We start from the raw sequence: 22,135 nt of genomic DNA on the forward strand, positions 1-22,135 counted from the left end.
CACGGCATCATAAAATATCTTGGTAATCAACAAATTTTAATTATGCCGTGTCCCTACACCAAAACAATTAATCTGATTTCCAGATACGATAAATCCAGCCCAGTAGTAGGGATGGGCGTAAGGGCGATGATTCATTCCCTTACTTTCGGCTTTTTCTTGTGCTTTGGCAATTAAACCCTGCAAACTTTCCCAACAACCAGTATATTTCTCTACTTTAGCAGATTCTTGGCGATACCATTGGATTAAATCGGCGAAGGTGAGAGTAGAAAGCCAAGTTTGAGTTTGTTGGAGTGCCAAAGCGGGAGGGATGTTATCCTTATATAATTGGTGAAATTTAATCATCATCAAAGCTGTTTCGGTTTCGCCAACTTGCCAAAGAGTAGTGACAACATGAGTTACGCCTTTTGCCAAAAAGCCACTGACTAAACCAACGTATTCATCCATGATACCTTGTTTGCTGGTAAGACCTGTTTCGCAAGCGGAAAGACAAGCGAGTTGATAGCCTTTTAAGTTTAGTTGGAAGATATCTTGCAAAGTCAACATTTCTTTGTTGGCTAATTCCAAAGCTGACTCTAGGGGTTGATGGATATTGTGTTCGCCATGTCCGGTAAAATGGAAGATGTCGGCAGAATTGGAGAAAGCGGCGATAACTGTATTTTTGGTAGCTTTACTGCTTTTAATGCAGGTGGGATTGTCGTAAAGTTGGGCAATAATTTGCGATTCGGTTTCGGCATATTCTAAACGACTGGGACTTTCGATGCTGAGGAGTTTTGTGGGAGTGGATGGGGTATCAGTTCGCAAATCGATGCCAATTTGGAGACTGGGGAGATAAGTAATCGTAAAATCTTTTTCCCGCCAGAGGTAATGCAGGGGTAGCAAATGCAAGTCGCGATGGGGAATCAAAATTAACTGAGTAATATCATCGCCTATCTTATTTAATATTCCCTCAACATTGAGTATCTTACCCAACTTATCCAATCTATCCGCCATCTTATCTCGCCAAGTTTGTTTTTCTTTCGTCGCGCCCTTCGCGTCTTTGGGGTTGGTTTGATAATCTTTTTTCCATTTTTTTAACCAATCTTCAAACTTTTGGAGTTGCTTAGCGGTGGAACCCCACCCCCAGCCCCTCCCCGCAACGGGGAGGGGGGCAAGAGTGTAGGTTGTTTTTTCTGTTTGTGTTTGAGTTTCAGTTTCTCCCTTTTCTCTTTGCAGGGGGAAGGGGGTAAGAGAATCGCTGTCATCTTCTCCTTCTCCCCTTCCTCCGTTGCGGGGGAAGGGGTTGGGGGATGGGGGTTCTTCTGCTGAGTTTAGGGAATCCCGACCCGATACTGAGAAGGGGGTAAGAGAATCGCTATCATCTTCTCCTTCTCCCCTTCCTCCGTTGCGGGGGAAGGGGTTGGGGGATGGGGGTTCTTCTAAATGAATCTGAATACCGTTATGTTTGATAATAAAAGTAGTAATTGCAGCAGGGCTGTAGTGCCAGTAAATTGCTGCCATACCGGGAGAGAGAAATTGTTCGATTTCGGAATATTGTAGCGGCGTTTCATCTAACATTCCCACATAACGGGATTCGCGCAACCAACGCAAGCAGAGATTTTTCCGTTTTTCGGCTAACAAAAGTGCTTCTTTTAGTTGCGATGACTGCGCTAACAGCACTACTCGCAATTGACTGAATGTGGCGAACTTTTTGGCTAACTGGATTTTCCTCTCTTGTGAATCAGTTTCCAGTAGCAAGTTTTCCAGCATCGTATCGCCAATATCCAAACATAGCTGAAAATCTTCTTGGTAGTTGAGGGCGTTACAGACTTTGGCTAATTTTTGCAATATTTCCAGATATAGTAACTGGAAGCGGGGGCTAACTTGTGCTACCAGAACTTCTCCTAAGATGGAAGTTTGGGAACGGGAAAGTGTTTTTAGGGCGGTGATATAACTGTTTCTTGATTCGCGCCAGTAGGGGTGGGGATTTGGTTGTCGTTTTCCGTAAAGATAGTGGGCATCGCCTTTATGCTGATGCAATGTCGCGCAACCTTCTTGATAGTCGCGTGTCTCTGGTTGGAGAGATTGCAACCCTTTATCCCAGTTTTGCAATGCTGCTTGATAGCCTTGTAAGTAATAGATTGCCCAACCTCGATTTGCCCAAGCTTGCCACAATTGATTGTGCGTTATTTCTAAAGCGCGATTGCAAGCTTCTCTTGCTTCTTGGTACTGCCCTAAGTTTTTCAGCGCATTGCCCAAACCATTCCAGGCATGGTGGAAGTTAGGGGAAATGTCGAGCGCCCGTTGAAAAGCTTCGATTGCTTGTTGGTACTGCCCTAAGTCACTCAGCGCATTGCCCAAACCATTCCAGGCATGGTGGGAGTTAAGGGAAATGTCGAGCGCCCTTTGATAGGCTTTTCTTGCTTCTTGATACTGCCCTAAGTCATACAGCGTAGCGCCCAAATTATTCCAAGCATGGTGATAGTTAGGGGAAATGTCGAGCGCCCGTTGATAAGCTTCTCTTGCTTCTTGGTACTGCCCTAAGTCACTCAGCGCATTGCCCAAACCATTCCAGGCATGGTGATAGTTAGGGGAAATGTTGATCGCCCGTTGATGGGCTTCTCTTGCTTCTTGGTACTGCCCTAAGTTTTTCAGCGCATTGCCCAAACCATTCCAGGCAATGTGGTTGTTAGGGGAAATGTCGAGCGCCCGTTGATAGGCTTCGATTGCTTCTTGGTACTGCCCTAAGTCACTCAGCGCACTGCTCAAACTATTCCAGGCAATGTGGTTGTTAGGGGAAATGTCGAGCGCCCGTTGAAAGCAACCAAGTGCCGCCTGAACATTACCAGCATTATATTCATCAACGCCGAGCTTAAACCACTCTACAGCTTCCCCATCTACATCTACTGCAACATCAACATAAACAGAATTTGTTGTATTGGCAGTTTGCTTATTAACAGTTGGGATAACAGATGTGGCAACAATGCTTGTTTGAGTTTCTGAATTTCCCAATAATTCCCTGCCAATTTCTCCCGCCATATCTCCCAATTCCCCACCAGCAACCTTACCCAATTGCACCATCCGCCGCGCTAATTTCCGATGGGTTTCCGGTGATTCCAACAACTTGCTGCCAAAGCGACGCAACCACGCCGCCAATTCATCTTCATCAATAATTTTGGTAATAAAAAAGCTTTTAATATTCCCCCGACTCGCGCCTTCTTCCACCCTATCCAGCAGTTGCAAAAACAAACTTTCAAATTCTGCATCGCTGAGGCGTTGCTTTTCTACCCGCCCTGGAGTTCCCGCGCTACGGGGGGAAGGTTGGGGTGGTTTTCCTAATAGTTGCTGCCACAATTTTTTCAGCCAGCGCCAGATTTTTGCCAACATCTGCTGCACCAAGGGTTGCGAATATTTTTGATTGTAGCGATTTTTGGGGTTAAGAAACCCGGTTTTTTGGAAAAACCGGGTTTCTGGTGTATCTCACGGGTAAGAAACCGGATTTTTGGGGTTGGAACAACGTACCTGGAGATGGCGCTAAAGCGCAACAACGTACCTGGACTTGGGGAGATGCAGGTTATTAGTGTAGCGTTATAGCGAAGGTAAGGGCGGGTTTTGTTGTGAGGTGATCTGTAGGAAACAAAGGATATCTGCTAAACCGCCCCTACAAGTGGACTTAATATTAATCTTTCAGTCCGTTTAAACGGACTTTCGCTATTAGCCAAGGAATTGATTCCTTGGCGGGTGTGGGGGAAAATTAGGGGTGCGATCGCCCTCTTTCATTTCATACCTACACCATCATTCTTTGCTTTCTGAAACTACCGCTTGCTTATTTCTTCTCTCAAGTCTTTTTAACCGTTGTTGACACAATTCTACTTCCATCATGGCATTTAATTGCGCTAACTTCAAATCTAAAACATCCAATTGGCGGATAGTTTCCTGAAAGCGTTCGTGCGTGCGCTTTAATTTTTCTGGGTCTGGCAATTTTTTGGGCTGATTCATGGTAATTCAAAATCTATTTTAGCTTCTCGAATACTAGCAGCTGAAGCTGCCATTGCTGCTTCAGCATCTTCAATGGTCTGATACAGTAAATCTAGCACAGCCGCAGGAGCAGTGGGTTGAAATTCTGAAACTTGTAGAAAAAGCCTACACAGACGATTATAAGGATTTCTCAGCCGTTCTCTCACATTCAGTAAGTCATCCAGTGTCGAAATAGTCATCTCTGTCTCACCGAACTGTTCGGCAATTACTGATTCTGTTGCTGCGGCTTCATCGATCAATTCTGCCAATTGTCCGAGCAGATTTAAGATGGTAGCTTTAGTTTCTCCTGGTAGCTTTGCCATTAAGTTTAATTCCCAATACAGTCCTTTTAATATAATAATATAAAGTTGTAATTTAGTTTTTATAATTATAGCTTGATCGCACTTAATTCATAGACAGCAATTGGCTGAGTGCGATCGCCATCTCAATAGCGCAAAATAGGATTTAAAAATAGTGCGATCGCACTCTATAACTTCCCTATCTTTGGCTTTTAAAGTTCTTTGTTTTCCACCTCTAAATTTTGTTTTTTTAAAGCTTCTAACTGTTTCTCTACTCGACGGCGACGGCTGGCATAAAGGGGGCTATTTTGCAAATCCATTTCAGCTTGTGCGATCGCTTTATCCAGCATCATATTCAGTTCATCCCACTTTAGATTAACTTCGCGCATACGAGCTACATTTCTTGCTCTCGTTTCGGCATCAGGAATTCTCTTTTCGTTGTTCATGGTAGGTTCCAGCTTCTTTTAATTTCTTGGACGCTTGCTTCTCCAGCATCAGCAGTAGCCTCTGCTTGTTCAATTGATTGATACAGTAAATTTATTGTAGCCGAATTTGATGTAAATAACGAATCTCGCGAAATCATTCGGATGTTGGATACGCAATTCCAAGATTTTGCTAAGTCGGATTGGCACTTCTGTTCGGAGGATTTACGAGAAAAGATTGACCAAACGATCGACGCGATTTATCAACCGATTAATAATGGCGTTTATCGAGCAGGATTTGCTACCAGTCAAGCGGCTTATGAAGAAGGTGTGACGGATTTATTCAACGCTTTGAATAGTTGGGATGAAGTGTTGGCAAAACAGCGCTATTTGTGCGGGGATAAAATTACGGAAGCCGATTGGTGTATGTTCACTACTCTCTTGCGTTTCGACCCGGTTTACTACGGTCATTTCAAATGCAATTTACGTCATATTTGGGATTATACCAATCTGGGAAATTATCTAAAAGAACTTTACCAAATTCCGGGAGTGAAGGAAACTTGCAATTTAGACCACATCAAACAGCATTACTATATCAGTCATAACAAAATTAATCCAACTCGGATTGTTCCCAAAGGGCCGATAATTGATTTGGAGTCACCGCACGATCGCGACAAGCTAGGATAAAGTGTTAGAAATAATTGGCAAAAGATTTTTTTACCACAGATAAACACAGATAATTATCTGCGTTTATCTGCGGTGCTTATAAAAAATCGGCTTTGATGAGATAGCGCTAAGATAAGAGTTTGCTATGCTGTAGTATTATGAATGGGGGAGAAAAGGCAGTATGTCAGTTAATACCACAGAATTAAATATCACCTGGGAAAAATTACCAGACAACTTTGTTTTGGATGACGAACCAGTGGACAATATCAACCAGCCAGTCTTAGCATCTGCACTGACGGAAGCTTTGGAACTATCGGGAAAACTACAGGAATCAATGCTAGTAGGAACTAATTTTGGGATTTGTGCGACTGTCGAGGGAAAAACGGTCGTGAAAGCGCCTGATTGGTTTTATATACGTTCCGTACAACCGACTACTCCCCCAAATCAAAACCGTCGCAGCTATACTCCCAATTTGGAAGGGGAAGTTCCGGGTGCAGTAATGGAGTTTTTGTCTGAGACTGAGGGAGGCGAATACTCAATAAAGTCAAAATATCCGCCGGGTAAGTGGTATTACTACGAGCGGATATTGCAAGTGCCGAACTACGTCATTTTCGAGCCAAATGCGGGATGGCTAGAATTATATCAATTAAATGCTGCGAGAAGATACCAGGTAGCTCCAGCGGATGCTAACAATCGCTACTGGATTCCTCAAATCGGACTATTTCTGGGAGTTTGGCAGGGAACTAAGGCAAACAGGACGGGATTTTGGTTGCGTTGGTGGGATGAAACCGGACAGATGTTATTGTGGGGAACGGAGTTAGTGGAACGAGAACGCCAACGGGCAGAACGTTTGGCAGCTCAGTTGCGATCGGCTGGGATTGAGCCAGCGGTGTGAGAGCGAATGGCGTCCGAGCGTTACTACAAAGCAGTTTATCGCCACTCAAGCCAGACCTCTGTGTTAACCCATACAATTGTAAAGGTATACTCTAAAATAGACCTTTTTTTCTGCTGCTAACTTGCTGGGGTTGGACTTATGACATCTTATGCAACTTCCTCTGCTAGATCCGAAATGAGTGAACTGCGGCGTTTGAAAAGCTTATTGCCGCCAGAAATGCAGAGTTGGGTCACAGTTGAAGGAACGACTGAAGTAAATCCAACCCTGATCCGCTGCGAAGAAATCGGTAAAGACCAGGTGGAAATTCAAATAGACTTGGTGAAATGGGAGCAATTGGCGCTGGATCAGCGTAATTTGCTGTTTTGGCACGAGGTCGCCCGCGTTCAAAACGATACAATCCCCAGAGATGGGTGGGAAATGGCGGCGCTAGCGATCGGTTTGGGTGGCGCTGTGGGAGAATTGTGGGTGCAAGATGGTTTGCTGCTGTTGTTGGCGCTGGCGCTGTGCGGCGTGTCGGGTTGGCGGCTGTATCAGAAAAATAATGCCGATCGCACCTTGAAGGAAGCTTACGACGCCGATGAGAAAGCGATCGCACTCGCCACCCGTTTCGGTTATTCCCTCCCCAACGCCTACAAAAGTCTGGGTAGCGCCTTGAAAGCCATGATCGACCTCACCCCCGCCAAACGCCAGCGCAACAAGTACGAAGCGCGACTGCAAGCCCTCAAACGCAGCGCTAACAAGGCAAAAGCCAAAATAAAATCCAATCGCGAAGTTTCCCAATCGGAAGATATTTACAGTTAGGCGATCGGTTTTGGAATAGAAACCTGGAATAGAAACCCGGTTTCTGGAAGAAACCGGGTTTCTATTCCACAACCCAACCTACACTAAAAATCAATTCTTTAATCCAAAATCCAAAATCCAAAATCCAAAATCGAATGACCACTCTTACCCTTATCCTCAAACCTGTTAGCCAGATCAAACTAGAACCTGGTAGTGTGGTAACGATCTCAAACGTGAGTTGGTTAGAATTTGAATCGATTTTGCAGGAATTGGGAGAAAAGCGAAGCACAAGAATTGCCTACAGCAAAGGTACTTTACAAATCATGGTTCCTTTACCAGAACACGAAATTCCCAAAGATCTGATCTCGGATATTGTTAAAACATTGCTAAAGGCAGTAGGCATTCGATACCAGCCTTTTGGCTCAACTACATTTAAACGTGAAGGAGTAGCAGGTGTTGAACCGGATGCTTGCTTTTATATTGAAAATTATCAAATTATGATCGGTCGTCGCCGACTTGAACCAGGCGATCCGCCACCCGATCTGGCGATCGAGACAGATGTTACTTCTAAAACTACTCTCAATGCTTATGAAGCGATCGCAGTTCCAGAATTATGGGTTTACGATCGTGGTAAACTCACTATCTATTTGCTTAGAGATGGAAAGTACATCAAATCTGACACCAGTCCTAATTTTCCAGATATTGCGATCGCGCAGATAATTCCCCCTGTGGTAGAACGTGCTTGGCAAGTGGGAAATTATCAAGCTTTGGAGGAATTTGAAACTGCGATCGCACAAACCTCATTTTAATTAATCATTAATATGAGATAACCCGAATTATGATGGCTACCTCTACCCAACCACTCACCCTACAAAACTTCCTGAAATTGCCGAATATTGAGGAGTCGCCTGCTTGGGAGTTCGTGGACGGACAAGCAAATCAAAAACAGATGCCCACAGCTCACCATAGCATTTTACAGAAATGCCTAACTGCTGCGATCGATCGAGCAAACTCACCCTATGAAGCTTTTCCAGAACTACGCTGTACTCTCACCAGCAATTCTGTCGTTCCCGACATTACAGTTATCCACAAAAACAGAGTTCCTACTGGAAATACCCCTGTTGAAGGCCCACCCGATTGGATGATTGAAATCCTCTCCCCTGACCAAAGTACTACTAAGTTGATTGCCAAAATTCCAACCTGCTTGCAAGAGGGGACAAAGCTAGGATGGTTGATCGATCCGACCGAGGAGGTTATTGTGGTATTGTTCCCTGATGCTCGTATTAGTTTACACAAAAACAGCGATCGCCTGCCTGTCCCGCCGGACATGAACTTAGTTTTGACAGTTGTGCAGGTGTTTAGTTGGATGCGCGATCGATGATGTTATGGTGTAATTTACAGCTGATTCATCATCTTATGAGTTTGCGGTACAACTCGCACTTGCTTGACAAAACGCTTCATTAATGATTGCCATTCTAATACGCGATCGGGCCTTGGCGCAACCACCGACTCCTTACCCAGTATTGGGGTTACTGGTTGTAAAAATACCGGAATTGAGGCATCTACAGAAGCTACCAACTCTCCCGCCTGTTCTAACTCGGCTGTATTGGTTTGGCTGGAAATAATTATCTTGACAAATACTTCTACTTGTGCATCGTGACAAAGATGTAAAAACTCCTGATGAACTTGCCAGCGATTTTCGCCACTGACGCTAGGCAACTTGATGTCCATGCCGATCGAATCCAAGTATGGCAAGATCGGTAATAATTGCTCTGGACGATGACCGCCAGTTTCCAAGTATATTGGCAAATCAGTTAGCGATCGCACTTCTGGCAAAAATTGCCCCAAAAAAGGCGCAGAAAGAAGCGGTTCCCCACCAGTCAAACTAATGCTATCGTGCAATCCCGGTTGATTTTGCCTCCCCACCCATTCCAGCAAATCTGGTAGCGCCACGGGATTGGGGTGAGTTTCAAAGTCGCGCAATCCCGGCGTTTTCTCAATTTTGCATATCTCTGGAACACCCCAGGTATGAGCGCTATCGCAAAAATGGCAGCGCAAATCGCACAAAGCGAAGCGGATGAAAATTTGCCGCGTACCCACATTGAGTCCCTCCCCTTGAATGGCGGAGAAAACTTCAATTAGACGCGCCTTTGATGCTTGTGCGATTTGCATTGCCATGTTTTTTTCTCTAAATTTCGGCAACAGCTCGTTCAATTAGGCGACGAGCCAGAGTTTGAATGCCAGTGTGTTCGTAGTAGTTGGTTGACACATCCAGAAAAGCACCGAGATAATCTAGCTTGTCATCAGCAACATCCATAAAGCTTGACAGATTGTGGACAACATTTTGTGGTGTCAAACCGCGAGAGTTAACGAAGTCGCTCATCCAACCCGAAACGGAACTAAAGCTTTCGTTAATAAAACCCAGTTTACCTGAAGAACTACCGCCAGGAATCAAATCATTAACACCTTTAAAGGTCTGATTGTGTTCCAATTCCTGCGGACTCATGTTGTTGAACCTTGAGAGAACCATTTGGATAAAGTCCGGGCCAAGGGGAATCAGACCATCAAAGCAAACTAGCGCCGCCATCCGCATCAGAGACTCGCCACTGTAGTCGCCTAAAGCTCCCAAGAAATCGCCAATACTGTCACCGGGAATACCGTTAATTTGGCAAAAAGCTACTAACTCAACCACCAATTTTACGGCTAGGTCAATAGTTTGAGCTTTGTCCGCTTTGGGAGTGATATTGCCTAAGAAACCCAAAAGAGGGATCTTCTCACCAACTTTGTTGGCTAAAGCAGCTGCACCCAACACAGAAGAAGCACTATCAACAGTTTGGTAGAGCCACAGGGCTGTTTGGTATCCCTGAGATTTGTCGTTGTATAGATAGATGGCGCGTTCGCCAATTTGCCGGATGAGATCTGGGTCGGTTTCGCCAGTGACCGCACGAATGGTGTTGTCAAAGCCAACCAAATTTTGCCACTCGCCGGGAACGGCAAAATCGAGCGATCGCAGCGACATCACGGTCAGTCCGCCAGTGGGCAGTTCATCCACCAATTGATAAATCGTTTTGCTCACAAAAAAAATCCTTGTTTAATGGTTGCGATCGGGAACGGTATGGCAAGAAAATTTACTTGAGTTGGGCAAGTCCGCTCAGGTTAAATTTTTGCAGCCAAGCTTCGCGATCGTTCTTCGTAAACGAATCGTCGCGAGATTGCACTTTTACCTGGTAACGATTATTTACAAGAATCCCAGTACCTTTACCCGGAGCTTCAGCAGCTGGATAACCGGCAATTTTTGCACTACTTTGCTCATATTTCGTCTTCGCACTTGGATTGCTGGTTATATCGTTAATAGACAGCATGGCAACATTCTTGCCGCCTTTGTTCAGCTTATACTCGGCAAACCCTTTCTTTTCCTGTGCTGCTACAACCTGGTAGCCATCAGCAGATTTGGGAAAGAATTTGTTAAAGCTGCTGCCCTGTTCGGCTTTCCTGGCAACAGCTGGAGTAGCACCCCTCTGGGTACTTTCCTGCTGCGTCTTGGCATAAGGAGAGGTATCCTGCGCCCTACAGGAAGTCACAAGCAGCAACACGGCCAGTAGGAAGGCAGGTAGAATTCTACGCAAACGACTAAAAATCATCGCTTTATCCAAATGATTGGGGTTACAGTACCAATTTTGGCTTATACTTCGCCGATCTGTGTTGGATAAGTGGGAACACAACACGGATTTAAACACAGATGCACGGATGAGCCCCTACAAACTCAAAACTCACCCTTCCCCTTTCTTCGCTATAATCATATAAAAACATGGGATGTTTGGAAACTCAGTCCCTTTAGCGCTCGTGGAAAAACGACTCAAGCCGTTTTAACCGCTGTAAATATTGTAGACAATTACATTCACTTTCGCTATCATAGCGATAGTTTCAGCGAAAGTGATATGTACTTGACTCAGAAAAACCAAATCCGTGGACTCAAATCCAGCGAGTTTGAATCTCTGAGGCAGTTGTGCAGATTGAGTAAGAACCTCTACAATGTAGGGCTTTACACAGTTAAGCAGTATTACTTCCAAGAACAAAAAGACTTGCGTTATGAATCTAACTACCACTACTGCAAAAGTAATGAAAATTATCAGATGTTGAACACTGATATTGCTCAGCAAACTTTGAAAGTAGTAGATCGAACTTTTCGCAGTTTTTACGGACTGATTACCGCAGTTAAATCTGGGACTTACAGTAATAATAAGGTTAGAGATATGGTATTAAATATGTTGAGCAAGAGGAGTCTTACACCAGTAAAGCTAGTTTCCTTGATGGTGATGATATCCCTATTTACAACGCCCTCAATCCCACAGAGTATAAATTGTCTGGTCAGCGGGTTAAACGTGGCTTGTATCGTACTCAGCATGGTTTGTTGATTAATGCAGATTGTAATGGTTCGGCTAATATTCTCAGAAAAAGTAAGCACAATGCGTTAAGCAGAGTGTGTAGTGGCTGTTTGGCTCAGCCTTTACGAGTGAAAATCTCTTAAGAATCTCAGTCTATGAAGGCCCAGAGTGTCAATAAAACTATAATTTGTCAATATACACCAAACTGTTTCTGGCGTTTGGTTTCCATACTGCTGTATGGTTATATGTAGTTGCTCGTGATTAGCTAAATCTCAAAGGTAGATTTTCGGGTTAAGTTCTTGAAAGAAATTCCCTTGATTCAAGTACCCCCTCGTTTAAGCGTGCTGGAGGCAGTGGCCTTCAAGCAAAACTTTAAACAGCTTTGCCAGGGAAGTCCTCTTCCCAACCAAATTATTATTGATTTTAGCCAGACCACTTTTATGGATAGCAGTGGTTTGGGCGCTCTGGTCAGTAATCTCAAAACCGCACAGCAGCAAGGGATTAACTTAGTACTCCACCAAGTGCAACCTCAAGTTATGGCGGTGTTGTCTCTCACGGGACTGGACGAAGTTTTTACTATTGAGCAACTCCGCGAACCCGTTACGCCTACAGTAAACCGTCGCCGCCAATGGAAGCCCCCAGTTACCCATCCTTCTGTCCGTTCCTGGGTTAAACGTGCCATAGACGTTGTGGGGGCGCTGGTAGGTTTGGGAATCACGGCGATTTTGTTTATTCCGATCGCAGTTGCGATTAAGCTGGATAGTCGAGGGCCGATTTTCTTCGGTCAAATCCGCTGCGGCTGGATGGGAAGGCGGTTTCGGATTTGGAAGTTCCGCTCAATGTGTACCAATGCGGAAGCCCTCAAGTCAACCGTTGAAAACCAAGTATCGGGGGCTATTTTCAAAAATGATCGAGACCCCCGCGTTACAAAGCTAGGTCGCTTTATGCGTCGAACCAGTCTGGATGAACTGCCTCAGTTTTGGAATGTGCTGATTGGAGAAATGAGTTTAGTTGGCACGCGACCGCCTACTCCAGATGAAGTAGAAAGTTATGAGGTTCCTGAGTGGCAGCGTTTAGATGTCAAACCCGGTATGACAGGGGAATGGCAGGTAAGCGGACGCTCTCAGCTTCGCAGCTTTGAGGATGTAATTCGTTTGGATTTGAAATATCAACAAAACTGGAGCCTCATCTATGATATGAAGCTTATTCTGAAAACTATTGCAGTAGTGTTCCGTAAAAATAGTGGTGCTGTTTAGCTCATTGGTCATTGGTAAAGTGTAAATACAAATGCAAAACTTCGATCTTTAAATGCTTTCAAGCTCTGCCAAGCTTGGGAAAAAGCTGGGAAAGCGATCGCATCTTTGTAATATTTCTTAATCTTTGGCTTGATTCAATACATCTGCGGTGAGATGTAAAATTTTCCTGACTTGGCCCAACGGCTTGGGCTTCGATAAGATTTTTTAGCGTCGTAATTTTATTTTTAATTTGGTTTTTTCCTCAAAATTGTGATTTTATTAACAGAAAAATATTTTGGGGTATGTTCTAATATCTTATAGAAAATACAAGATTTCTGCACAAGATATCCATATTTTTGGTTTAAGTATAGAGTCTATATTTAGTGGGAGGATTATGATGACTAAGTGTCTTTGTTGCTCTAATCAGTTGCTACGCCACATCAGACACAGCCGCGTTTACTGGTTTTGCTCTCACTGCTGGCAAGAAATGCCAGATCTTACCGAGGTTGTTACAGCCTGTCAGCCGTATGTGCCAACAATCAAGCACTTGAGCGATCGGCCTGTCTTAACTACCAGATAAAAAGTATTTAAGATTACTTTTTGTCAGTTGAAAAAATTTTTCACCGAAGCCGCGCAGTTCCTCCCCTGCCGATTTTAATCGCAGTCATCAGATGACAGTCGAGAGGTTTAGCAGCTAAAGCCCCTGACCTAAGCAGTCAGGGGCTTTAATTCGTATATAAATATTAAATAATGGCGCTTTTGGCTGGCAGCTTTGGAGTATTCTCGTTATCCTTATAAATCGTTCGAGTTCCTTGCATAGAGAGAATGAAACTAGATTAGGCCAAAGTAGAGATTTCATTCACTACTTGCAGCCGTCCCCGACGCACGCCATACAGGAGGCGATCGAGAATGGTTTGTTCTTCTTCACTCAGAGTGTTTTGCAATAGTGCTGCCATCATTCCGTAGCGATCGGCTAGAGTGATGCGTCCAGAATTGGTGGCTTCAGCAAATAACTCGAAGAGGGCGGTGGGAAGAAGGTTGATTTGGTTGGTCATCGTTTTTGCTTGAACTCTATGCTTTTATTATGGATTCGCCTTCTGTAGTACTTGGTGATTGAGCTTTTCATAATTTGTGATGTTTCCAGACTAATTTTCGTGATCGAAATCACATATTTGAGTGACATAGATCGCAATAATAGGAAAGACCAAGCTTAGCAAGGGATGTTGTAGCGGATGAACCACGAAGATTTTATGAAGATAGCGATCGCACAAGCAAAGCTTGGGGATACGCCTTACGGTACTGCGATCGTGAAAGATAACCAAATTGCGATCGCGGCCCATAACACCGTCAAGCAAGACAACGACCCCTCAGCTCATGCAGAAGTCAACGCCATTCGCCGTTTAACCGCTAAACTTCAAAATCGTTCTCTCGAAGGTTATACCTTATATACCACTTGCGAACCTTGTCCTATGTGCGCTACAGCCTGTATTTGGGCAGGCATATCAGAAATTATCTTCGGTGCTTCAATTAAAGATTTGATCGAGTTTGGCGCAGCCCAAATTGATTTACCTTGCGAAGAAATCATTGCGAAGGGCTTTAGAGAAATCAAAATCACTCCAGGGATCTTAAAATCTGAGTGTTTAGAATTGTTTAAGTAGGATTCGATTTGCTTTTTTGTACTTTTTATGGTATGATATTTTTTCTAAAACCTTTTGCCTAAAAATGAAGGCTTATCATACATTTTTAAGCAACCTTTCAGTCCAAAGCACAACTAATTTTAGTGAATCATATCCGATGAACCTATTAAAAGCTCAGGTGACTTCATCTAGAAAACAAGTATATTTACTTGTTATATATCTAATTCCCCTTTGCATACTGCTTTGGTTTATTGCTAGTTTTGGCATCAATACTCCTTTTTGGGATCAAATGGAGTTTCCCTATATTTTTCAACTCGTTGCCACAGGAAAAGCCAATTTTGAAACTTTTTTTAATCAACATAATGAACATCGTATATTTTTTCCAAAGTTGATAATTACTGCTCTAGCTTTCGCTTCCAAATGGGATATTAGGTACGAATTATATACGAGTGTTTTTTTGACTATAATAACTTTTTTATGCTTTTATAAAATATCTTTAAATCAAGCAGAAACAGGTAACGGTAATATAGCCAATATATTCACCTGTATGCTGCTATTTTCATTAGTGCAGTGGGAAAACTGGTTGTGGGGGTTTCAAATAGCCTGGTTTCTGATTAATACTTGTGTGGCAATAGCTATTTTAATCCTTTATTCATGCAAAAATTGGTATCCGATTGTCCGAATATTTCTGGCTGCTATCTTCTGCTGTATTGCTAGCTTTTCAACAGCACATGGCTTGATGTCCTGGCTAGCTCTAATACCTTTAGTAGTATCTATGTCTGGGAACAACCGACAGAAGCTCCAAAGGATTTTGATATGGCTTGGTTTTTGTATTATTTCAGTTGCGCTTTACTCCATCGGTTATCAAAAAATAGCTAATCCAAGTATATTCTACTTTCTCCAAAAGCCATTACACGCAGTAGAGTATTTTTTCACACTTTTGGGTTCCCCATTGTTTGGAGGCATTAATTATGCTGCCTTCACCAATTTACCTGCGTTTAATAGCTTGTATTCATCATTTCACCAAGTAATAAATGCCTGCCCTGCGAAATTGAGCGGTTTATTTATTTTCATAAGTTTTTTATTTTTGACTGTTTTTTATTTAATTAATTGGCGGCAATATAAACTTATAGGCAATGCCTTGCCGTGGTTATCTTTAGGGCTATTTGCTGTTTTATACGCGATTAGTAATACTTTTGGTAGGGCTGCTAGCGGTGATTTAGGAGCTTTAATTTCAAGATATACAACTCCTTCGTTATTATTAATCATCGCTTTAGTTCAGGTGTCGAGATTGTTTTGTGAGCGGCAAGAGCGCCAACAAAAATTAACGTTAAAACATCCCTACAAAATCTTTGTTTTAATGTTAATGATTCTAGTGATAATTAAATCATTTGACTTTGTTGCTGTAGGTCGGCAATTTAAAATTCACCAACTGAATGCTAAAACTTGCTTAGAACTAATATTTTTTATAGATTATGAATCATCATCAACTAACTGTTTACAATTAGTTTATCCAAATGCTGCTTTGGCAAGGCAGAAAGCAGAGTTTTTGGATAAACTAGGTATGAGGACTTTTCCACAAAATATAGCTTTTATCACAAAACCTAGCAAAAATTATGGATTTATTGACAATCCCCGGACAACTGAAAAATCCCTGCTAGTCAATCGCAGTAGCATGATTAATCTCTATGGATGGGCTATACTGCCAGACAGTTATGAACAGCCCATAATGGTGTTGATTTCTTATGGTAATGAAAGATACTTTTTGGCAACTACACCTGTCAATTTGGATAGTCCTGACATTGAAAAATTTAATAAATATAGTCTACATCAAAAAGCTAGATGGGCTGTTAATATTTCAGCAAAATCTTTGCCTATAGGAGAAACAGTAATCAAAGCTTGGGTGTACGATCGCGACAAACAGCAGTTTGTCAAGTTAAGTGGTAAACCAAAAGTATTAGTGCAGAAATAAAAACAATTTCCTCTTCCGTACTTAGTGTGAAAAACCCGGTTTTTGGGGCATAGGGCATAGGTGATCGAGCGACGGAAGAGCCTTACACATTAAGCTATCTTAGCTTTACCATTAATGTAGATATAATTGTCCATAGCGACTCAAAGGAGTTTATTATGGGTTTAGGTCTTCGGGCTGATGGTAGATGGGTGTCGGAACGGGAACAAGAAGATTCCCAAAGTAGATTTATCTGCCCAGTTACCAGTTTTCGTAAAAATAGCTCTCCCTTACTTAGAGTGATAAATTTAACTAATCAATCTGTTAGTTGGCTTGAGCAGAGCCCCTAGCCTTTTGACTTTATCCCACTCCCCCGCATTTTGGAAAATAGCTCGATCGGTTAAGATATCAAGGCACACCCAAGCCATAACAGGATAGGGAAACTTAGGTGTAAGTCCGAGGCTGTGCGGCAGCTGTAAATGAGGCAATTTAGCCTTGTAAGCCAGAATGCCTACCTGTTAAACGTTCACTCTAATTTCCCGCCTCGCACGGGAAAGGATTTTGTTGATGCCTACAGTAAATTCATTTAGTCCCGCTTCTGAGTCCCACTCCGAGTCCTTTGAATTGCCACCCCTGCCGCTACAACGTCCGCTGTTGATGATCGGTCACGGCACCAGAGATGATGAGGGAAGGCAAACTTTCCTAGATTTTGCCAATGCTTATCAAGCTTTAGACACTTCCCGCCCTGTCGTACCCTGCTTTCTGGAACTCACCGGCCCTACAATTCAAGAGGGAGTAGATAGGTGTGTGGAACAAGGCTATACTGAACTGTCAGCGCTGCCAGTGTTGTTATTTGCGGCTCGACACAATAAGTTTGACATTACTAACGAGTTAGACCGGGCAAAGCTTCGGCATCCCCAGCTAAAGTTTCACTACGGGCGTCATTTTGGGATTACCCCTGGTATTTTGGAATTGTGGCGATCGCGTCTTGCCGAACTCGATCGGCCCGATCGCAACAGAGAGGACACCGCCCTGCTGTTTGTCGGTCGCGGTTCTAGCGACCCCGATGCTAACGGCGATGTGTACAAACTCGCCCGCATATTGTGGGAAGGCAGCGGTTATCTCACCGTTGAAACCTGCTTCATTGGCATTACTCACCCCCGTTTGGAAGAAGGTTTCCGTCGCGCCAGACTCTACCAACCCAAACAAATTATTGTTTTACCCTACTTCCTTTTCACAGGAATCCTAGTTAAAAAGATTTTTGATGTCACCGCCCAACAGCAAGAACAATATCCCCATATTTCGATGACTTGTTTACCGGAAATGGGACTTCACCCCCAGCTTTTCCGAGTATTGCGGGAGAGGGAAATTGAAACTCAGCTAGGTCAAGTGCAGATGAACTGCGAGATGTGCAAATTTCGTCTAGCATTTGTGGGAAATGGTAACGGGCACAGTCATAGCCCCGATCATTTCCATCAGGGACACGAACACCACAATCACCAAAACTCCCACGATAATTACGCTCATACTCACACTCACGACCATGAGGAGAGTGATGATAATTTGCACTCTAGCACTCACGGACACAATCATCACCACAAGGGCAGTGCAAACCATTCCCATGCAGCTGTTGACCCTTATGCCAATTTAGAACAATATCATCAAAAAATTTGGCAAGCGCCCTAAACAATTTTGGATTGTGGATTTTGGATTTTGGATTGTCAATTCTAAATCAATTTGAAATATGCAATTCTTCAATCTTCCCTTTCCTAATGACCAATGACCAATGATACCAAATCCGGGTTATTTACCCCCTTTATAGTGTGAAGTGTAGGGGTGAAGCATTGCGGCAATAAGTGTATTCCCCTAACCAAAGCCTTTCTACCGCAATGCTTTATGGATAACGGGGGTTTTTATCCCGGATTTGGTATGACCAATGACCAATGACCAATGACCAATGACCAATGACCAATGACCAATGACCAATGACCAATGACCAATGACTAAAGAATTTACAGTTGGCGAAAAAGTCCGAGTGGTAGCAATGCCACCTTACATCAAAACAGCCGAACCAATGCCAATGCTGCGTCCGCCAAACTTAATTCACCTTGGCGAAGAAGGAGTGGTGATCGATCGGCGTCCCGGCGGTTATTGGGGTGTCCGCTTTGCTAGGGGAGCATTCCTGATGGATAGCCAGTATATTGAAGCTGTGGGGAACCTTCGTGAAACCTCAGAAAAAGACGACTAAAAGTAACCCACTACATTTTAGATTTTGGATTTTGGATTTTGGATTTTAAATTTTAGATTTTGGATTTGAAAACTTTACTTTGAAATCGGAAATTTTAAATCTAAAATCTTAAATTTCCCCCTCCCACTACCCTTCTTGTTCCAAGGCTTCAATCACTTGCAGTCCGCGAGGGTCGCCAACTCTCAGCAGAGAGGCTTTGGCGTCTTCTCTGACTCCCATATCTCTATCTTCTTCTAAAGCCATGATTAGACCGTCGATCGCACCAGCGTAGACAATATTGGAGGGCAATTCGCGGCAGAGTTGTCCTATAGCCCAAGCACAGTTACTTCGCACTGCGGCTACCCGATCTTGGATTAAGGCTTCAATCAGCGGCGGAACGGCGGCTACTACTGCCTCATAGCTTACATCAGCCATTTGTGCCAACCCACTAGCGGCCCACAAACGCACCGCAGAAATATCGGTTTTCAGGGCATCTATCAATGGTGGCAAAGAACGGCTAGAGCGGCAATTTCCCAAAGCCCAAACGATACCTTTACGAACATAGCCATTCCAATCGCGATTCAGCTGGGCGATCAACGGCTCAACGGCATCTCGGCTGGGATTTCGTCCCAACGCATAAGCTGCACTTACCCGCACTAACGGACAGACATCTGTCAGGAGGCGAATCAAATGGGGTATAGCCCGTTCGTCCTGAAGTTCGCAGAAAGCCCGCGTCGCTATCATGCGTTGCTGCGTTTCGTGCGCCGTCAGCAGCGCCAGCATTGCCTCTGGATCTGGCTTGGCAGCCTCTGATTCTGCTTCCAGCGGTTCTAGCCGATCCAAGGGACTTTCTAGGTCAATTTCCGGATCGAGTAGGGTCAGGTCGTCATCGTCATACATAATTTTAAAGTACCTTAATCAGCGCCGATCCCACCAGCTTCTCTACGGTTAAATCTGAGAAATTTCGGACTCAAACAGTTCCAAGGACAGCCTACTGACACTCAGAAAAGTTAAGAAACTTAAAATTATAACGTATTTTTTAATATTCAAAATTTGAATTTGGTATAGTACACCACATCAAGGGCTGTACAATTAAGTCCCTCAAGACCAGGAGTATAATGTGACAGATTACTTAGAACCCTATCGGCAGATGGTTCGTGGGATTCGATTCGCTCCCCCGCAGGGGCAACATGAGCGATTCAATCGATTGGTGCATCAGCCGCTTCCAGTACCGCCGGTGCATGATTCGCATACAGCAGAGGTTGCACGGAGATCTTTTGTTGCACTCGATCCGGGGCCTACTCCCGATCCGTCGGAACACGCGGCGGCGCTAGTTCGTGGAGCGGTTTCTAAGCATACCGTCTTGCCAGTCACCTACAGCATTCAGGAGAATGTAGGCGATCGCATCAGCCGCTTAGCCACACCCAAACAGGCCGCACCGCTAATTATAGCGCCTAAAATTCCCGCACCAGATCCCAACTGGACGCCCCCGCCTCCCCCTGCTATCCAGCATTTAGTCATCGCCACACCAGCGCCGACTGAAGTACCAGTTGCAAGTGAGCCTGTTCTCCCTCAGATAGAAACGCCAGTAGACTTAAATCAAATCCCCACAATTGTTGTAGAAACTGAGGATTTATCTACCCAAGAACCTGAGTCAATCGACTCAAATCAAATCCCCACAATTGTTGTAGAAACTGAGGATTTATTTACCCAAGAACCTGAGTCAATCGACTCAAATCAAATCCCCACAATTGTTGTGGAATTTGAGGATTTATCTACCCAAGAACCTGAGTCAATCGACTTAAATCAAATCCCTACAATTGTTGTAGAATTTGAGGATTTATCTTTTCAAGAACCTGAGTCGCTCGACTCAAATCAAATTCCGACAACTGGTGGACAAATTGAGGATTTATCTCCTCAAGAGATTCAGCCATTAGATTTAAGTCAAGCTACCGCAACTGTTGAGAATGAGACTGTTATCGCTGAGAAAGAGACACCAGTAGATTTAAATCAAATTCAGACAGTAGTTCAAACTGAAGAGGTAGCCAATCAAGAAAATCAGCCGCTCCAAGACAGTCAAATTGAAACCAATTTTGTTGAAAATGAGGAGGTAGTTGCAGAAGAAAGTCAGTCAATAGAGGTAAGTCAAGTTTCCCCAACTATCGAAAGCGAGTTAGCGGCTGAGACAGAAAAAAATACCGCCACAGTTGAAAGTGAATCTGCTATTTCTGAACCAGAGATAGCCGCCGAGTTAAGTCAAACGGCTACAACTGCTGTCGAAACTGAGGAAGTAGCTACAGAAGATAATCAGCCACTGGAGTTAAGTCAAACTCTCACAACTGATGAGTCGGAATCGGCTGTTTCTCAACTGGAACCATTACCAATAGTAGAAAGCAAAAAATCAAAAACTGAGAAGCTTCAGATTACCTGTCCCAAATGTAACTCTGGTGATGTCCGCAAGAATGGCCGTCAAAAGGACAGGCAAAAATACCTTTGCAAAGATTGCGGTAGACAATTTCTCTCGGCTGGTTCTGTTGAAGAAAAGGTTAATCTCCAAACTGAGGTAGAGTCAGAAGCAAAGCCTGCTGATGAAGTTTTCACCAGTAAACCAAAAAGTTCTAAGGGCAAACTTAAGAAACAGTCCAAAGGATTTGGCCGTAACAAGAGATAATATCATGTCCGGTGGCATCGGTTGCCTAAAAAATCCCCGGTTTTATCTGTGTTCATCTGTGTTCATCTGTGGTAAAAATTTAACCAGGGATGACAATAAACAATTTGACGATATCACTCTTACACGGGCGGTGCTACCGGACACCACAATCCACAATCCAAAATCTAAAATCCTTTCATCGGTTGATGTCAATCAACATTTTGGGGAAACAGAGGTTTAAGCATCCAGAGGGACTGAGTTTGGTAGCCCAAATTACGGTATAAATTCATAGCGGGTTTATTGACTTCAAACACTTGAAGACCAATTTGCCGATCGCCTCTGGCTTTGGCCCAATCCTCAGCATGACGCATCAAAGCAGTACCAACGCCCCGCCGCCGGTGTTCTGGCTCGACGTAAAGCAAAAAAATATGGGCGTGGCGATCGCCATACAGCTGATCGATCGCATTACCCAACCAGAGACAAGCTACCCAATCAGAGGCTTTCCCCCCCTCCGTCCCCCCGCCACGGGGGGAAGAAAAGGGAAAATTTTTATTCGTGGAAGGTAGGGGGGGATTTTCTTCCCCCTTACCTACAAATTCCACCCACCAAAGAGGCGTTTCCTTGGAAAAGTATCGATCGACCGTTTCAGCCAGATGGGAATAATTTTGCACTGGAAACAGATCTTGGTAAGTCCGCTGCAAAAACTTTACCAGCTTAGCCCGATCCAGACCCGACCCAGCCTGTAGCTGATAGCCTGGTAGCAACAGCATTTATAGCTCAGTCTGTAGGATGGGCAATGCCGACCCTACATCTTGTGTAGCAGCGGAACCGACTTCCTCAATTGGTGCTGGTGCTGCCATGTCGGAGGGCAAAAATATGCGAGCGCTGACAGCTACTAAAGCCACTAAAAACACCAGCAAAATTAAAAACGGAGTTACATATTCACGGAAGAAAGCCATATTTATCGCGGTAGGAGCTTATGGTAAAGAGACTTTTGT

At 43.9% G+C, this 22,135-nt stretch carries 24 protein-coding genes; 13 read left to right on the forward strand and 11 right to left on the reverse strand.

Annotated features, from left to right (window positions below; all coding sequences use genetic code 11):
- Nucleotides 1-36: 36 nt before the first annotated feature.
- From LAY41_RS04090 to LAY41_RS04105, 4 genes are all read right to left on the reverse strand, one after another.
- Nucleotides 37-3,363: a CHAT domain-containing protein gene (locus LAY41_RS04090; RefSeq protein WP_249094408.1), complete on the reverse strand. Its 3,327-nt coding sequence runs from the start codon at nucleotides 3,361-3,363 to the stop codon at nucleotides 37-39.
- A 408-nt stretch (nucleotides 3,364-3,771) separates the two neighbouring features.
- Nucleotides 3,772-3,975 carry a hypothetical protein gene (locus LAY41_RS04095; protein WP_249094411.1) on the reverse strand — a complete coding sequence of 68 codons (204 nt, stop codon included), beginning with the start codon at nucleotides 3,973-3,975 and terminating at the stop codon, nucleotides 3,772-3,774.
- Entirely contained in the window at nucleotides 3,972-4,316 is a 345-nt protein-coding gene (locus LAY41_RS04100; protein ID WP_249094413.1) for a hypothetical protein, read from the reverse strand. Before LAY41_RS04100 ends, LAY41_RS04095 begins: the two co-directional genes overlap by 4 nt.
- A gap of 188 nt (nucleotides 4,317-4,504) precedes the next feature.
- A complete protein-coding gene (locus LAY41_RS04105) occupies nucleotides 4,505-4,738 on the reverse strand; it encodes a hypothetical protein (RefSeq protein ID WP_249094414.1) in 234 nt (77 codons plus the stop codon).
- Nucleotides 4,739-4,879: 141 nt separating this feature from the next.
- Between LAY41_RS04105 and LAY41_RS04110 the strand changes: the two genes are divergently transcribed.
- The 5 genes from LAY41_RS04110 (at nucleotide 4,880) to LAY41_RS04130 (ending at nucleotide 8,436) form a co-directional block, all read left to right on the forward strand.
- Nucleotides 4,880-5,401, forward strand: a complete 522-nt coding sequence (locus tag LAY41_RS04110; RefSeq protein ID WP_338022925.1) for a glutathione S-transferase C-terminal domain-containing protein — start codon at nucleotides 4,880-4,882, stop codon at nucleotides 5,399-5,401.
- A gap of 160 nt (nucleotides 5,402-5,561) precedes the next feature.
- Nucleotides 5,562-6,275 (forward strand): Uma2 family endonuclease, encoded by a 714-nt coding sequence (locus LAY41_RS04115; protein WP_249094417.1) that lies wholly within the window; start codon nucleotides 5,562-5,564, stop codon nucleotides 6,273-6,275.
- 138 nt (nucleotides 6,276-6,413) lie between these two features.
- Nucleotides 6,414-7,076 (forward strand): DUF3318 domain-containing protein, encoded by a 663-nt coding sequence (locus LAY41_RS04120; RefSeq protein ID WP_249094419.1) that lies wholly within the window; start codon nucleotides 6,414-6,416, stop codon nucleotides 7,074-7,076.
- A 134-nt stretch (nucleotides 7,077-7,210) separates the two neighbouring features.
- Entirely contained in the window at nucleotides 7,211-7,864 is a 654-nt protein-coding gene (locus LAY41_RS04125) for a Uma2 family endonuclease (RefSeq protein WP_249094421.1), read from the forward strand.
- Between the two features lie 29 nt (nucleotides 7,865-7,893).
- Nucleotides 7,894-8,436, forward strand: a complete 543-nt coding sequence (locus tag LAY41_RS04130) for a Uma2 family endonuclease (protein WP_249094422.1) — start codon at nucleotides 7,894-7,896, stop codon at nucleotides 8,434-8,436.
- A gap of 14 nt (nucleotides 8,437-8,450) precedes the next feature.
- Here the strand turns inward: LAY41_RS04130 and LAY41_RS04135 are convergent, their stop codons facing one another.
- From LAY41_RS04135 to LAY41_RS04145, 3 genes are read right to left on the reverse strand one after another with little or no spacing between them, the layout of a single operon-like run.
- The gene (locus tag LAY41_RS04135) at nucleotides 8,451-9,233 is read right to left on the reverse strand and encodes a 7-carboxy-7-deazaguanine synthase QueE (protein WP_338022926.1); all 783 of its coding nucleotides are present in this window, start codon (nucleotides 9,231-9,233) and stop codon (nucleotides 8,451-8,453) included.
- Nucleotides 9,234-9,243: 10 nt separating this feature from the next.
- Nucleotides 9,244-10,131 (reverse strand): hypothetical protein, encoded by an 888-nt coding sequence (locus LAY41_RS04140; RefSeq protein ID WP_249094426.1) that lies wholly within the window; start codon nucleotides 10,129-10,131, stop codon nucleotides 9,244-9,246.
- A 52-nt stretch (nucleotides 10,132-10,183) separates the two neighbouring features.
- On the reverse strand, nucleotides 10,184-10,696 hold the full coding sequence (locus LAY41_RS04145; RefSeq protein ID WP_249094428.1) for a hypothetical protein: 513 nt from the start codon (nucleotides 10,694-10,696) through the stop codon (nucleotides 10,184-10,186).
- A 69-nt stretch (nucleotides 10,697-10,765) separates the two neighbouring features.
- On the opposite strand from LAY41_RS04145, the gene LAY41_RS04150 reads away from it, so the two are divergent.
- The 3 genes from LAY41_RS04150 to LAY41_RS04160 all read left to right on the forward strand — a co-directional run bounded on the left by LAY41_RS04150 (nucleotide 10,766) and on the right by LAY41_RS04160 (nucleotide 13,255).
- Complete coding sequence (locus LAY41_RS04150; RefSeq protein ID WP_249094432.1) at nucleotides 10,766-11,470, forward strand: hypothetical protein; 705 nt, start codon at nucleotides 10,766-10,768, stop codon at nucleotides 11,468-11,470.
- A gap of 269 nt (nucleotides 11,471-11,739) precedes the next feature.
- A complete protein-coding gene (locus tag LAY41_RS04155; protein WP_275973904.1) occupies nucleotides 11,740-12,696 on the forward strand; it encodes an anti-sigma factor antagonist in 957 nt (318 codons plus the stop codon).
- Between the two features lie 373 nt (nucleotides 12,697-13,069).
- A complete protein-coding gene (locus LAY41_RS04160) occupies nucleotides 13,070-13,255 on the forward strand; it encodes a hypothetical protein (RefSeq protein WP_249094435.1) in 186 nt (61 codons plus the stop codon).
- Nucleotides 13,256-13,511: 256 nt separating this feature from the next.
- Here the strand turns inward: LAY41_RS04160 and LAY41_RS04165 are convergent, their stop codons facing one another.
- Nucleotides 13,512-13,730, reverse strand: coding sequence for a hypothetical protein (locus LAY41_RS04165; protein ID WP_249094437.1), 219 nt, complete (start codon nucleotides 13,728-13,730; stop codon nucleotides 13,512-13,514).
- 177 nt (nucleotides 13,731-13,907) lie between these two features.
- Between LAY41_RS04165 and LAY41_RS04170 the strand changes: the two genes are divergently transcribed.
- The 4 genes from LAY41_RS04170 to sipA all read left to right on the forward strand — a co-directional run bounded on the left by LAY41_RS04170 (nucleotide 13,908) and on the right by sipA (nucleotide 18,508).
- Complete coding sequence (locus LAY41_RS04170; protein WP_249094441.1) at nucleotides 13,908-14,333, forward strand: nucleoside deaminase; 426 nt, start codon at nucleotides 13,908-13,910, stop codon at nucleotides 14,331-14,333.
- 136 nt (nucleotides 14,334-14,469) lie between these two features.
- The gene (locus LAY41_RS04175; protein WP_249094444.1) at nucleotides 14,470-16,284 is read left to right on the forward strand and encodes a hypothetical protein; all 1,815 of its coding nucleotides are present in this window, start codon (nucleotides 14,470-14,472) and stop codon (nucleotides 16,282-16,284) included.
- Between the two features lie 543 nt (nucleotides 16,285-16,827).
- Nucleotides 16,828-17,946, forward strand: a complete 1,119-nt coding sequence (locus LAY41_RS04180; protein ID WP_249094447.1) for a CbiX/SirB N-terminal domain-containing protein — start codon at nucleotides 16,828-16,830, stop codon at nucleotides 17,944-17,946.
- Nucleotides 17,947-18,259: 313 nt separating this feature from the next.
- Nucleotides 18,260-18,508, forward strand: a complete 249-nt coding sequence (sipA, locus tag LAY41_RS04185) for a regulatory protein SipA (protein WP_249094449.1) — start codon at nucleotides 18,260-18,262, stop codon at nucleotides 18,506-18,508.
- 126 nt (nucleotides 18,509-18,634) lie between these two features.
- Here the strand turns inward: sipA and LAY41_RS04190 are convergent, their stop codons facing one another.
- The gene (locus LAY41_RS04190) at nucleotides 18,635-19,387 is read right to left on the reverse strand and encodes a HEAT repeat domain-containing protein (protein WP_249067690.1); all 753 of its coding nucleotides are present in this window, start codon (nucleotides 19,385-19,387) and stop codon (nucleotides 18,635-18,637) included.
- A gap of 220 nt (nucleotides 19,388-19,607) precedes the next feature.
- On the opposite strand from LAY41_RS04190, the gene LAY41_RS04195 reads away from it, so the two are divergent.
- Entirely contained in the window at nucleotides 19,608-21,158 is a 1,551-nt protein-coding gene (locus tag LAY41_RS04195; RefSeq protein ID WP_249094452.1) for an IS1/IS1595 family N-terminal zinc-binding domain-containing protein, read from the forward strand.
- Between the two features lie 188 nt (nucleotides 21,159-21,346).
- Here LAY41_RS04195 and LAY41_RS04200 read toward each other — a convergent pair whose 3' ends face one another.
- Entirely contained in the window at nucleotides 21,347-21,907 is a 561-nt protein-coding gene (locus tag LAY41_RS04200) for a GNAT family N-acetyltransferase (RefSeq protein WP_249094455.1), read from the reverse strand.
- Nucleotides 21,908-22,096, reverse strand: coding sequence for a hypothetical protein (locus LAY41_RS04205; protein ID WP_249094457.1), 189 nt, complete (start codon nucleotides 22,094-22,096; stop codon nucleotides 21,908-21,910).
- Nucleotides 22,097-22,135: the final 39 nt, after the last annotated feature.

This window comes from Argonema galeatum A003/A1, assembly GCF_023333595.1.
Taxonomy (GTDB): domain Bacteria; phylum Cyanobacteriota; class Cyanobacteriia; order Cyanobacteriales; family Aerosakkonemataceae; genus Argonema; species Argonema galeatum.